The sequence below is a fragment of the Sorangium sp. So ce381 genome (genome assembly GCF_051473845.1).
GTDB classification, from domain to species: domain Bacteria; phylum Myxococcota_A; class Polyangia; order Polyangiales; family Polyangiaceae; genus Sorangium; species Sorangium atrum.
Window position 1 is genome coordinate 9,081,397 of the sequence record NZ_CP150336.1, and the last position, 13,945, is coordinate 9,095,341.

6 protein-coding genes are annotated in these 13,945 nt (G+C 72.7%); 4 read left to right on the forward strand and 2 right to left on the reverse strand.

The annotated features are described in order from the left end of the window. The first annotated feature begins 583 nt into the window (after positions 1 to 583). The 3 genes from hrpA to WMF29_RS34005 all read left to right on the forward strand — a co-directional run bounded on the left by hrpA (position 584) and on the right by WMF29_RS34005 (position 10,308). Positions 584 to 4,363, forward strand: a complete 3,780-nt coding sequence (hrpA, locus tag WMF29_RS33995; RefSeq protein WP_437324265.1) for an ATP-dependent RNA helicase HrpA — start codon at positions 584 to 586, stop codon at positions 4,361 to 4,363. Between the two features lie 240 nt (positions 4,364 to 4,603). Continuing rightward, positions 4,604 to 8,557, forward strand: a complete 3,954-nt coding sequence (locus WMF29_RS34000) for a serine/threonine-protein kinase (protein WP_437324266.1) — start codon at positions 4,604 to 4,606, stop codon at positions 8,555 to 8,557. 176 nt (positions 8,558 to 8,733) lie between these two features. Beyond that, positions 8,734 to 10,308: an SUMF1/EgtB/PvdO family nonheme iron enzyme gene (locus tag WMF29_RS34005; RefSeq protein ID WP_437324267.1), complete on the forward strand. Its 1,575-nt coding sequence runs from the start codon at positions 8,734 to 8,736 to the stop codon at positions 10,306 to 10,308. A gap of 66 nt (positions 10,309 to 10,374) precedes the next feature. Here the strand turns inward: WMF29_RS34005 and WMF29_RS34010 are convergent, their stop codons facing one another. Then, positions 10,375 to 11,712, reverse strand: coding sequence for a hypothetical protein (locus WMF29_RS34010; protein WP_437324268.1), 1,338 nt, complete (start codon positions 11,710 to 11,712; stop codon positions 10,375 to 10,377). A gap of 360 nt (positions 11,713 to 12,072) precedes the next feature. On the opposite strand from WMF29_RS34010, the gene WMF29_RS34015 reads away from it, so the two are divergent. Then, the gene (locus tag WMF29_RS34015; RefSeq protein ID WP_437324269.1) at positions 12,073 to 13,296 is read left to right on the forward strand and encodes a hydroxymethylglutaryl-CoA synthase family protein; all 1,224 of its coding nucleotides are present in this window, start codon (positions 12,073 to 12,075) and stop codon (positions 13,294 to 13,296) included. Between the two features lie 21 nt (positions 13,297 to 13,317). Here WMF29_RS34015 and WMF29_RS34020 read toward each other — a convergent pair whose 3' ends face one another. Beyond that, entirely contained in the window at positions 13,318 to 13,836 is a 519-nt protein-coding gene (locus tag WMF29_RS34020; RefSeq protein ID WP_437324270.1) for a hypothetical protein, read from the reverse strand. Positions 13,837 to 13,945 lie beyond the last annotated feature (109 nt).

Sequence of the window (13,945 nt, forward strand, 5' to 3'; positions counted from 1 at the left end):
AGCAAACAGCGGCCTGATTATTTGTAGTACAAGGAAATTGTCAAGGCTCGGATGACGGCGATCGAGCGTCGGTCAGCGGACATCTCGTGGCGCTGACGTCGAGGGCGCGACGAGGGCGTCGAGATCGGCTCCAGCGAGTTCAACGTCGCTGTCCACGACGATCAGGGGAGAAGGAATTCCAAACCGATCCTGACTCGTGTTTCGCCCTTCTTGTTGCCTATCGACCGGGGCACCTCCCAGAGGATCTTGACCAGGGGCGTGCGTCTATCTCGCAAGGCATGCAGGCAGCAACGATGCGTCGCGACGCTCGCGGTCCCGCCACTTCGGGTCGCCGCGCCACACTTCTTCGCTCAACGATCCGGCTTCTTTATCCACGCGCTCCCTCCGGCGTGACGACGCCCTCCGCCGCGATGCCGAATGCCGACGACTCCGCGCCGCGCGCTCGCGCGTCGCGCTGCCATGCCGCGCATCCCTCCATCTTCGTCCGCAGGGGTCCGTCGATGGGCGCGATGGGCGCGCGGGGCGGCGAGCGCGCTGCTTCGGACGGCATCCCGCGGCGGGAGGTGCTACCCCCTCGCGCACCGTGAGTCCCCGCGTTCCGCAAGAGCAGCCCCCCGCTCCGCCCGCCCCCGGCGGCCGGACCTCGTCCCCGCCCGCGTCGGGGGGCCCGGTCCGCTTTCCCGAGGAGCTGCCCATCTCGGCGCGGGTGCTCGACATCGCCCGGGCCATCGAGGCGCACCAGGTCGTCATCGTCGCGGGCGAGACCGGCTCGGGCAAGACCACGCAGCTCCCCAAGATCTGCCTCGCCATGGGCCGCGGCCTCTCCGCGCGGATCGGCGTCACGCAGCCGCGCCGCATCGCCGCGACCAGCGTCGCGGCCCGCGTCGCCAAGGAGCTCGGCGTCGAGCTCGGCAAGGAGGTCGGCTACAAGATCCGCTTCTCGGACAGGACGAGCCCGGCCACGTACGTCAAGTACATGACCGACGGCATCGTCCTCGCCGAGATCCAGGGCGATCCGCGGCTCTCGGGCTACGACACGCTCATCATCGACGAGGCCCACGAGCGCAGCCTCAACATCGATTTTTTGCTCGGCTACCTCAAGCGCCTGCTGCCGAAGCGCCCGGATCTCCGCGTCATCGTCAGCTCCGCGACGCTCGAGACCGACAGGTTCGCGGCTTACTTCGGCGGCGCTCCGGTCATCGAGGTCTCCGGCCGCACGTACCCCGTGGAGGTCATCCACCGCCGCCCGGAGAGCGGGGAGGCCGAGATCGCCGACGCCGTCGCCGCCACGGTCGAGGAGATCACCTCGATCGATCCGCGCGGGGACATCCTCGTCTTCCTCCCCGGAGAGCGGGAGATCCACGACACCATGGCCGAGCTCACGCGCCACGGCCTGCCGCACACGACGCTGCTGCCGCTCTACGGGCGGCTCCCTCAGGGCGACCAGCAGCGCGTGTTCCAGTCCTTGCCGGGGCGGCGGATCGTGCTCGCGACCAACGTCGCGGAGACGTCGCTCACCATCCCGGGCATCGTGTACGTCATCGACTCCGGGCTCGCCCGCGTCAACCGCTACAGCCCGCGCACGGGCGTCACCCAGCTCCAGATCGAGCCCATCTCGCGCGCGAGCGCCGATCAGCGCAAGGGGCGCGCGGGCCGCGTGCAGAGCGGGGTGTGCTTCCGGCTCTACGACGAGCAGGACGACCGGGGGCGGCCCGCGTACACCGATCCGGAGATCCTGCGCGTCGGCCTCTCGGGCGTCATCCTCCAGATGAAGGCGCTCGGGCTCGGCGCCATCGAGGATTTCCCGTTCCTCGACGCGCCGTCGAAGCGCGCCGTGGACGAGGGCTACCGGGTCCTCGAGGAGCTCGGCGCGCTCGACGACGCGGCTGAGCTCACGGACATCGGCAGGAAGCTCGCGCGGCTGCCGCTCGATCCGCGGCTCGGCCGGATGGTCCTGGGCGGCGAGAGCGAGGGGGCGCTGGCCGAGGTGCTGATCATCGCCGCAGCGCTCGGCGTGCAGGATCCGCGGGAGCGGCCGCTCGCCGCCCAGAAGCAGGCCGACGACGCGCACCGGAAGTTCAAGGACGAGGCCTCCGATTTCGTGGGGCTCCTGAAGCTGTGGAGCTTCTACCAGGACGCGCAGGGCCGGCTGACCCAGAACCAGCTCAGGAAGGCCTGCCGCGACCATTTCGTCTCGTACCTCCGCATGCGCGAGTGGGCCGACGTGCACCGTCAGATCAGCCGGATCACGAAGGAGATGGGGTTCTCGCCGAACGACGCGCCCGCGAAGGGCGACGCCATCCACCGCGCGCTCCTGCCCGGGCTGCTCAGCCGCATCGGCATGTGGAACCAGGAGAACAAGGTGTACCTGGGCGCCCGGCAGACGCGCTTCCAGCTCCACCCGTCGTCGGGCCTCGCGAAGAAGCCGCCCGCGTGGATCATGGCCGCCGAGCTGGTCGAGACGTCGCAGCTCTTCGCCCGGATGGCGGCGGCCCTCGATCCCGCGTGGATCGAGGCCGCGGCCGGGCCGCTCTGCAAGCGCAGCCACAGCGATCCGCACTGGGCCGCGAAGCCGGCGGCCGTGATGGCCCGGGAGCAGGTGACGCTGTACGGGCTGCCGATCGCGCGGGATCGGCGGGTCGACTTCGGGGCGATCGACCCGAAGTCCGCGCGCCAGATCTTCCTCCTCCACGCGCTGGTCCGGCAGGAGTACGCGACGCGCGCGCCGTTCATGGACGCGAACCGGCGGCTCTTCGAGGAGGTCAGCCGGCTGCGCGACAAGGCGAGGAGGAGCGAGATGCTGGCCGACGAGCACGCGCTCGAGCTCTTCTTCGACCGGCGCGTCCCCGAGGGCGTTTATAGCGGCAAGACGTTCGAGGCGTGGCGGAAGGAGGCCGAGGCGGAGGACCCGCGGGCGCTCCACCTGTCGCTCGCCGACGTCCTGCTCGACGAGGCCGCGGAGCTCACGCCCGAGCGCTTCCCCGATTCGCTCGACCTCTACGGCGCCGCCGTGCCGCTCTCGTACCGCTTCGATCCGGGCGAGGACGACGACGGCATCTCCATCTCGCTGCCGCTCGTGCTCCTGCCGCAGGCCGATCCCGACGAGCTCGAGTGGATGATCCCCGGGTGGCACGCCGAGAAGATCGCGCAGCTGCTCGAGTCGCTGCCGAAGTCGCTCCGCAAGGCGCTCGTCCCGCTCGCCCCCCTCCGCGAGGTCGCCCGGGAGATCGCGGCGGAGCTACGGCCGTTCCAGGGCCCGCTGCGGGCCGTCCTCGCGCGCGCGGTCGAGGACCGCACCGGCGAGCGCGTGCCCGCCGACGCGTTCCGGCCCCAGGATCTGCCGCCGTACCTGCGCTTCTATTTCCGCGTGCTCGACGAGGACGGCCGGGTGATCGGCGAGGGGCGCGAGCTCCGGGAGCTCAAGGAGCGGCTGTCCGGCCGGGCGCGCGAGGCCTGGGCGAGGGTCGGCAAGGCGGGCCTCGAGCGGGACGGGCTCACGTCGTTCAGCGTCGAGGCGCTGCCCGAGCGCGTCCAGGTCGACGCCGGGCGCCACAAGGTGTTCGGCTACCCGGCGCTGATCGACGGGGAGACGTCCGTGTCGGTGCGCGTGCTCGCCTCGAGGGCCGCCGCGGCCGAGGCGACGCGCGCCGGGCTGCGGCGGCTCCTCTTGCTGCAGCTCGGGGGCAAGATGAGCCAGCTCGAGCAGCCGCTGCGGAGCGCCGTGGCCGTGAGCGGCCTCGGCGCCAAGGTGGCCCCGGGCGAGCCCGGCCTCGCCCGGCAGATCGCGCTGCGCGCGCTCGACGAGGCGTTCCAGCTCGGCGATCCCGGCGCATTTCCGAGGACGAAGGCCGCGTTCCTCGCGCGCCTGGACAAGGGCCGCGGGTCGCTGCAGGGCGTGCTGGGGAAGCTCGCGGGGCTGGCGCGGGAGATCGGCGTCGAGCTCGACCGCGTGCAGGCGATGCTCCGGTCGATGACGGGGAAGCCGGGCGCGCCGAGGCCGGCGCTCGACGACGTGCGCACGCAGGTCGACTTCCTGCTGCCGGTGGGGCTCTTCTCGCGCGCCCCGGTCGATCGGCTCGCGCACCTGCCCCGGTACCTGCGCGCCGCGCAGATCCGGCTCGAGCGGCTGCCCAACGGGCCGCAGAAGGACCAGAGCAAGGCCGCGCAGGTGCTGCCGTTCTGGCAGGACTACCTCAAGCACCAGCAGGGGCTGCGCGACAAGGGCGTGCCCGCGGAAGAGCTCGAGTCGTTCCGCTGGCTGATCGAGGAGCTCAGGGTGTCGCTCTTCGCGCCCGAGCTGAAGGCGGCTGTCCCCGTGTCGGCGCAGCGGCTCACGGAGCAGTGGAAGCGGCTGCTGGGATAGCGGCGCAGGGGCGCGCTCGACCACGGCCCCGAACAGGCCCCAAGCCCCGAACGGGGCCCCGGGACCGCGCCGCGCGCTGTCCGACGCACGGCCGCCACCGGTCTCCCCGACCGGGTTTTTCCTTAAGACGTACGCCCGCTTGGCCGCGGCGCACCCGCTCCAATGAGCACTGGACGCAGCGCTCACCCCGCTGGCAGGCTGCGCGCCGGCGAGGCTCCTCGTCCGGGTCCTCGGTGAGCGATGCAGGCAGGTGACATCATCGACGGCCGGTTCTGCATCGAGCACCTCGCGGCCTCGGGCGGGATGGGGGCCATCTACCGGGCCCGCGATCAGGAGACAGGCGAGGCGGTCGCGATCAAGCTCCTGACCACCGAGAGCGCGCAGCACCTCGTCCGCTTCGCGCGCGAGGCCCACATGCTGGCAACGGCCCGGGTGCCCGGCGTCGTGCGCTACGTCGCGCACGGCGCCACCACGTGGGGACAGCCGTTCCTCGCCATGCAGTGGCTCGACGGCGAGACGCTCTCCGACCGGCTCACCCGCCAGGGCCTCACCCTCGAGGAGACCCTCGATCTCGGCCTCCACGTCGCGAGGACGCTCGGCGCCGTCCACAGGCTCGGCCTCGTCCACCGCGACCTGAAGCCGAGCAACCTGCTGCTCGAAGGCGGCTCGCTCGAGCGCGTGCACCTCATCGACTTCGGCCTCGCCCGCGCCGTCGCCGACGAGCCGCTCACGGCCGCCGGCCTCGTCCTGGGCACGCCCGGGTACATGGCCCCCGAGCAGGCGCGCGGCGAGCTCAGCGTCGACACCCGCGCCGACGTGTTCGCCCTCGGCTGCATCCTCTACCGCTGCCTCACGGGCCGCGCCGCCTTCCAGGGCAACGCCGGGCTCGCCGTGCTGATGAAGGTCCTCCTCGAGGAGCCGCCCCGCGCGCGCGACCTCCGGCCCGGCACCCCCGCCGCGCTCGACGACCTCGTCGCCCGCATGCTGGCGAAATCCCCGCTGGACCGGCCGGCCGACGGCGGCGCCGTGGCGGCCGAGCTCGCCACGATCGGCGCGCCCGAGAGCAGCGTCGGAGGGCCCCGCTCCTTCCCGCCGCGCGCGGTGGAGCTCACGACCGGCGAGCGGCGCGTGACCTGCCTCGTGGTCACCCGCGAGCGCGCTATCAACACGAGCAGCGCGCCGGAGCCGCGCTGGGGCAACTCAAGCAGCGCGCCGGAGCCGCGCTGGGGCAACGCGAGCAGCGCGGCGGAGCCGCACCGGGACGGCGCACGCGACGCGTCGGAGCCGCGCCAGGCGGAGCTCTGGCAGCTGCATGACGTGGCCGAGCAGTACCGCGGCGAGCTCGAGCTCCTCGAGGGCCGCTCGCCGCTCATCGTGCTGTCCGGCGCGGGCGCGCCGACCGACCTCGCGGCGCGGGCCGCCCGGTGCGCGCTCGCGCTGCAGGAGCTGCTCGGCGGCGCGCCCGTCGCGCTCGCCACCGGCCGGGCGGAGCTCTCGGCGCGCGTGCCCGTCGGCGAGCTCATCGACCGCGCCTTCCAGATGCTCGCGGCCCACGACGACGGCTCGCTCCCCGCGGGCGTCCGCATCGACGAGGTGACCGCGGGCCTCATCGGCATGCGGTTCGACGTCACCGAGGACGCCGCGGGCCGCGTCCTGCACGGGGCACGCGACGAGCGGACCGCGCAGCTGCTCGGCAAGCCGACCACCTACGTTGGCCGCGAGCGCGAGCTCGCCATGCTCGTGGCCGAGGTCGATCGCTGCATCGACGAGGGCGCCGCGGGCGCGGTGCTCGTGACGGCCGAGGCCGGGATGGGCAAGTCGCGCCTGCGCAAGGAGCTCATCCGCAAGCTCCGCGAGCGGGGAGACAGGATCGATGTCTGGATCGGCCAGGGCGACCCCATGGGCGCCGGCGCCGCCTTCGGCCTGCTCGCGAGCGCGCTCCGGGACGCGCTCGGCGTCGCGGACGGCGAGCCCCTGGAGGCGCGGCAGCGCAAGATCCGGAGCCGCGTGGAGCAGCACGGGGGCATCGACGCGCCCCGCGTCGCGGCCTTCCTCGGCGAGCTCGTCGGCGCGCCCTTCCCCGACGAGCACGACATGCAGCTCCGGCTCGCGCGGCGCGACGCCGTGCTGATGGGCGACCAGCTCCGCCTCGCCTGGGAGGACTTCCTCCGGGCGGCGTGCCGCGCGGGGCCCGTGCTCCTCGTGCTCGAGGACCTCCAGTGGGGCGACCTCCCCACCGTCACGATGGTCGACGAGGCGCTGCGCCAGCTCAAGGACATGCCGCTGCTCGTGCTGGCGCTGGGGCGGCCCGACGTGCGCCGGCTCTTCCCGAAGCTCTGGGAGGGCCGGCTGGCCCACGAGCTCCACCTCACGCCGCTCCCGCGCCGCGCGAGCGAGCGGCTCGTGCGCGAGGCGCTGGGCGCGCACGCCCGGCACGACCTCGTGGGGCGGCTCGTCGAGCGCGCGGACGGCAACGCGTTCTTCCTCGAGGAGCAGATCCGCGCTGCCGCCGAGGGCAAGAGCGAGGGCCAGCCGGAGACGGTGGTGGCCATGGTGCAGGCGCGGCTGGAGACGCTCGACGCCGAGGCGCGGCGGCTCCTCAGGGCGGCGAGCATCTTCGGCGAGACGTTCCGGTCGAGCGCGGTCGCGGCGCTCCTCGGGAGCGCCGACATCGCGCAGGTCCTCGCGGAGCTGCTCCGGCGCGAGGTGATCGTGCGGCGCGGCGAGCGGCCGCGGGACGACGCGGAGTACTGCTTCCGCCACGCGCTCGTCCGCGAGGCCGCCTACGGCATGCTGACGGCGCGCGACCTCCGCATCGGCCACGCGCTCGCGGGCAGCTTCCTCGAGGCGGCCGGCGAGGGCGATCCGAGGGCCCTCGCCGAGCACTTCGAGCGCGGCGAGGAGCCCGAGAAGGCCGCCGAGTGGTACCTGCGCGCGGCCGACAACGCCCTGCGCGGCAACGACCTCGCCGAGGCGATCGCCTGCGCCGAGCGCGGCATCGCCTGCAGGCCGGATCCGGCCGCTGTGGGCGCGCTCCGCCTCGTCGAGGCCGAGGCGCTGCTCTGGCGCGGCGAGCCGGCCCTCGCGGAGCAGCGCGGGATCGAGGCGACGCGGCACCTCGTGCCGGGCTCCGTGGCGTGGTTCTCGGCGTTCACGCAGCTCGCGGGGGCGGGGCACAAGCAGGGCCACTACGAGCGCGTCGAGCGCTGGATGATGGTCGTCCTCGGCACGGAGCCGCTCGACGGCGCGCGCATCGCGAGGAACGCCTGCCTGCTCGAGGGGGCGATCGTGCTCCTGCTCGGCGGCCGCTACGCGTGCGTCGACGCGCTGATCGACGCGGTCGAGCGGGCGACGGAGGACGCGTCGGCCGCGGATCTCATGATCGAGGCGAAGCTCCTCTACCTGCACGGCCTCCTCCGGCAGCACAACGGCGATCCGAGCGCCTGCATCGCGAGCATGAGCGCGGCGCTCGCCGCGTTCGAGGACATCGGCGATCGCCGCGAGGCGTGCCGGGCGCGGCTCAACATGGGCCTCTGCTACGTTCAGTTCGGGTACTTCGAGGCGGCGGCGGGGGTGCTGCGCGCCGGGCTCGAGGAGGCGGAGCGGATGGCGCTCGACGACCGGGTCCCGAACGCGCTGCAGAACCTCGGGCTCGCGCTGGCCCACGCGGGCGAGGTCGACGCGGCGAGGGCGGCCCTGCGGAGCTCGATCGAGGCGCTGGAGCGCCGCGGCGACCGGCGGCGGGAGTGCGAGAGCCGGCTCCAGCTCGCGCGCGTCCTGCTCCTCGCGGGCGAGCCCGCGCTCGCCGAGGCGGAGGCGCACGCGGCCGAGTCGCTCGCGCGGGGGGTGCCGGAGCGGCTCCCCGCGGCCATCGCGGCGCGCGCGCGCGCGCTGCTCGATCTCGGGCGCGCCGGCGAGGCGCTCGCCGCCACGACGGAGGCCCTGTCCCTGCTCGAGTCGGGCCGCCGTGACGAGGAGGGCCCGCTGGTGCGCCTTGTCCACGCCGAGGCGCTGGCGGCGACGGGCCAGATGGCCGAGGCCAAGGGCGCCATCGCCCTGGCCCGCAACGGGCTGCTCGTGCGGGCCGGGAGGATCGGCGATCCTGTGTGGCGCGAGCGCTTCTTGCGCGATGTCCCCGACAACGCGCGGATCCTGGCGCTCGCGCAGGGCTGGCTCGACGGACAGCCGCCCTGAAGCGCCAGCCGCGCTGGGGCCAGAGCGAGAGGCCATCACGGCGCCCAGGGGCGCCCGTATGGCGGTGATTCCGGCCGTCTGGCGGGAGCATCTTTTTGTCGCCCGGGACAGGCGACGTCGCAAGTAAGCTGATCCTCTACCTCTGACCTCGTGTTCGAACACAGGAAGGCAGCTCCATGCGCAGATCGTCCGTCGCTCTGATTCCCCTCGTGGCCCTCGCCGTGTCTGTCTCGTGCAGCAGCGAAGACAGATACCGGCCTCCCACGACGGGGGACCTGCCCTCGAGCGGCGTCACGACCAGCGGCGGACAGGGCAGCGGCACCGGCGGGCAGGGCGGCGCCGGCGGGCAGGGCGGCGCCGGCGGGCAGGGCGGCGGCACCGGCGGGCAGGGCGGCGCCGGCGGGCAGGGCGGCAGCGACATGCCGAGCTGTTCCAACGGCGCGAAGGACAGCAACGAGACGGACATCGACTGCGGCGGCGCCTGCGCGACGCCGTGCCGTGTCGATCAGGCGTGCGCGGAGGCCGCGGACTGCTTCTCGGGGCGGTGCGAGGAGAGCGGGGGCAGCGGCGGCGCTGAGCGCGCGTGCGTGGCGGCGCAGTGCGACAACGGCGTGAAGGACGGCGACGAGACGGACACCGACTGCGGCGGCGGCGCCGCGCCGCGCGGCGGCAACCCGGCGTGCCCCCCGTGCAAGACCAGCAAGGGCTGCGCAGCGGGCTCGGATTGCGAGTCGATGAGCTGCGTGAACGGCCAGTGTCTGGAGCCGACCTGCAGCGACGCCGTGAAGAACGGCCAGGAGACCGACGTCGATTGCGGCGGGATCTGCCCCGGCTGCCCGCCTGGCGACGCGTGCTCCAAATCGACCGACTGTATCGAGCTCGTCTGCCACGAGCAGGTCTGCCAGGACGCGACCTGCAGCGACGGCGTGAAGAACGGCAAGGAGACCGACATCGACTGCGGCGGGACGGACGGGTGCAACACCCGGTGCCCTGCGGGGCAGCGTTGCAACGCCAACACCGATTGCGCGACGTCGATCTGCAACACCACGAACCACGTCTGCGCGTGCCCGGCGTGGATGGTGATCTCGCCCGTGAGCGGCGGCGGGAGCTACTGCATCGATCAATACGAGGTGACGAAGCAGGAGTACGATGTCTTCCTCATGGCGAACCCGGTGCTCGCCGGCATGCCGGCGGAGTGCGCAGGGAACATCTACCGTCCCTCGAGCGGGTGGCCCTTCACGGAGGGGCGAGTGCCCGTCACCTACGTCGACTGGTGCGATGCCTACGCGTACTGCTCCTACATGGGCAAACACCTCTGCGGCAGGATCGGCGGAGGCGCGAACTCGCCTGCCGACTTCGCGACCCCGACGCGGAGCGAGTGGTTCAACGCGTGCTCCGGCCAGGGCGTGAACGAATACCCGTACAGCGATCTCTACAGTGAGGCGACCTGCAAGGTGGAAGACCCGACCGGCGAGCTCGCCAAGAAGCCCGTGCCCCCCAACCCCATCCCGCCGATCTCGCCCTGCGAAGGCGGGATCACGGGCCTCTTTCACATGAGCGGCAACGTGGCGGAGTGGGAGAACTCCTGCGACGCGCAGGGCAATTGCCTCGTCCGCGGCGGCTCGCGGGCCTCGCAGCAGGACGCGGATGACATTGCGCGCGACGCGCTCAAGGCGGCCAGGTGCGACGCGCTCCTGGACCAGGATCGCCTCACCCCGTCTCCGGACATCGGCTTCCGCTGCTGTCTCTGAGCGCCCGCGCCGGATACGCGCCAGGCGGCGGCCGCGCTCACGGGCGCCGCCGCCCGGCCGACGAGCTCACTGCGCCGGTTCGGGATCGCAGCCGTAGAGGACGTCGACAGCGGCCATGGCGTCGTCCTGGACCAGCCGGCACGCGTCGGGACAGAGCGTGATCATGTCGTTCGCGATGTAGAAGGAGCCCGGGGTGCACGCCGCCGCGCTCGCCACCTGGTTGAACGATTGCGGATCGCTGCCGTCGCCGGGCGTGTACTGGACGACCACGGTCGAGAGATCGATGACCTCCCCCGGCGGCGAGTCCGGCACCTCGAACTCGCACGCGACCACCGCGCCCGTGATGACGCCCTCCGCGATCGCCTGGAACACAACGTCATAAGAGCTCGTCTGGCAGAGCGGGAACCTGAGGCCGCCCGTCCTCTTGCTGAGCGTCTGGTAGCCCGTGCCCGGCGCCACGGCGGTGCCACACATCTCCTCGACCACGTCCGCGTCGGGCGCGTAGGCGTCCGTGGCGACCGTGTTCTCGTGGAGCCCGACGATGCTGTGAAAGACGTAGTTGGGCGCGGTCACGTCGCCGAAGACCGCCGGATCCAGGCCGAACAGCATCTCTTCGAAGTCCGTGGCGACGTCCTCCCAGTCCTGCCGCGTGTCGTCAATATAGATGTTGCGCGGCAGGTGCGTCGACTGGCAGCCCACGTGGTCGTCGGTGATCACGGTGATCACCTTGAGCGAGTCCTCGCGCACCCACTCCGACCACCCGGCCGGCGCGACGCCGAACTCGTCGGGCAGGCCGCCGTTGTAGCTCCCGAGGAGCACGCAGAGCGCGTCGTTGCTCCTGATCTCGTGGCTGTAATGGTAGAAGACGGGCGGGTTGTTCCCCGGCGCCTCGGGGACCGGGGAGCAGCTCGCGCTGCTGAGCGGGGCGCCGACGCAGATCGAGTCGTCTGCCTCCGCAGCGCCGTGCGCGGAGATCATGATGACGCGGTAATCGATGCCGCTCTCGCCGATGATCGAGGCGAAGCTCTCATTGATGTTGTTCTGTACGCTGATGATCTCGTTCGCCATGCTTGGCGAGTTGTCGATGACGAACACGATGTCGACCGGCCGCTTCGTGAGCGTGGCGTGGGCGACCGTGGCGACACAGGCGGTGTCGGGCGTCACGGGGCCGCTGCCACCCGTGTTGGAGCCGCTGGAGCCGTTGCCGATCATCCCCCCGTCTTCGCCGCCCGCGCCGCCCACGCCCCCGCCCGCGCCGCCCTCGCCGCCCCCACCCACGCCGTCGCCTCCACCGACGCTCGCTCCAGCCGTCGCGCTCGCCTCGCCCTCCGCCCCGGAGCTGCAGGAGCACCCTGTGGCGCCGGTCATCACCAGGACACCCAACCCAACAAGCGGAACCAACATGGTAGACCGGGAGAGCTTCACATGAACCTCGACCGCTAGGGCGCATGAACGCGCCATTACAGATTGCACAATTGCAACGAGATGTGGTGACGATTTTGACCCGACCGCGATTTTTCTCGGGGGCTGTTCCATGACATGTGTCATGGAAGGGCCTTTGTCATTCCACGTGGTGCGCACGGCGAGGCGCGGTGGATGGAGGCGCGGGCAGGCGGCCGGTCACCGGCGCCGGCCACCGGTCACCGGCCGCGAAGCGCGGGCGCCAGCTGGAACCCGGCGCCGCGGCGCGTCGGGCGCCTCGGCTCCTCCGACGCTCCGCGTGGGCTGGATGGTCTCTGCACAATGCGCCCCTAGGATGCAGGTATGAGCCTACGTCATGACTTTCCTCGCATCGGCATCGATGCGATCGCCCTCGCCGTCCCCCGCCGCTTCGTCGAGCTCACCGAGCTCGCCGAGGCGCGAGGGATCGCGCCATCCAAGTACCTGACCGGCCTGGGGACCCGCCGGATGGCGATCGCCGCGCCCGACGAGGATCCGATCACCCTCGGGGCCAACGCGGCCCGCCGGCTGTTCCAGCGGTCGGGCGCGAGCCCTGCGGACATCGGGCTCTGCGTCGTGGGCACCGAGACCGCCGTGGACCACGCGAAGCCGGCGGCCTCCTTCCTCCACGGCCTGCTCGGGCTGCCGAGCGCGTGCCGGGTCTTCGAGGCCAAGCACGCCTGCTTCGGGGGCACCGCGGGCCTCCTCAACGCGGTGGACTGGATCGCCTCGGGCTCGGCCCGCGGCCGCGCCGCGCTCGTCGTGTGCTCGGACGTGGCGCGCTACGCGCTCGGCTCCGCGGGCGAGCCCACCCAGGGCGCCGGCGCCGTGGCGCTGCTCGTGCGCGAGCGCCCGCGCCTCGTCGAGATCGAGGTCGGCCAGACCGGCACGTACGCGCGCGACGTCTACGATTTCTGGCGGCCGCTCCACCACAAGGAGGCGCTCGTCGACGGTCACTACTCGGTGCAGTGCTACCTCGACGCCCTCGCCGGGGCCTACGGCGACTGGCGCCGCGTGGCGGGCGACGGCGATCCCCTCGCGCGCACCTGCTATCACGTCCCCTACGGCAAGATGGCCCGCAAGGCGCACCGCCACCGGCTGGCGATGGACGGCCTGACCGAGCAGGCCGCCGACGAGAGCTTCGCCGTCGAGGTGGAGCCGTCGCTCGATCTGCCGTCGCGCATCGGCAACATCTACACGGGCTCGCTCTACCTGGCGCTCGCGTCCCTGCTCAACGCGGAGGCCCGCGCGCTCGAGGGGCAGCGCGTCGGGCTGTTCAGCTACGGATCGGGCTGCTGCGCCGAGTTCTTCGCGGGCAGGATCGGGCCGGAGGCCGGGGCGGTCGCGGCCGCCCTCGAGATCGACGCCCCGCTCGACGGGTGCCACCGCGCCTCCGTCGTGGAGTACGAGGCGCTGCGCAGAGGCGACGAGGCCGCCGACCGCCGGCCGGCGCCCGAGGGCGCCGAGCGCGCGGCCGCGAGCCTCGACAGCCGGGTGGTGTACCTGGGGCTCGACTCGAGCGAGCGGCGCGTCTACGCCAACGAGTGAGCGCCGGAGCGGGCAGCTCGCTCAGCCGGAGCCGGACGAGAGGGACGTGAGGTCCGAGAGCTTCACGGTGAAGAGCTCCGCCCCGCCGGCCGCTGCGACGACGACCCGCAGCGTGCCGGAGGGGGCCGGTCGCTTCAGGCGCGCGGCGACAGCGCGCGTGACCGGCGCGAGCGGCGCGATGATCTCGGCCATCGCCGAGCGCGCCATCACGCCGACCAGCATCGGCGCGCGCTCGCCGGCGGCCAGGGCGGAGCGGAGCACGCGCTCGGGTTCGAGCGCCGGGTCGCGCTGCTGCAGGCCGATCGCGATGAGGTAGCCCGTCGGTTCTCGCAACGAGAGGAGATAACCCGCCAGCGGCGAGGAGGCGCTGCTGCGGGCCGGAAGGCGCTGCAGCAGGCGCGCGAGCTCCGGGCGGTGATCGGCGAGCAGCTCGGCCCGCTCCTCGTGATCGGACATGCCCGCCCGCCCTTGCTTCGCGTAGGCGTTCGGCGTGAGACCGCGATTCCGCGGGGTGATCGTCGCTGCGTCTTTCGGGACCATGTTCCTCCAGCGAGGGCTCCTGCCCTCCGTGTGTTTGTTCCGGTCACCGCGCCGCGGGTGTCACGAAATCGGACGCGACCGCGCATCGCTCGCAAACGCCGGCCGCACG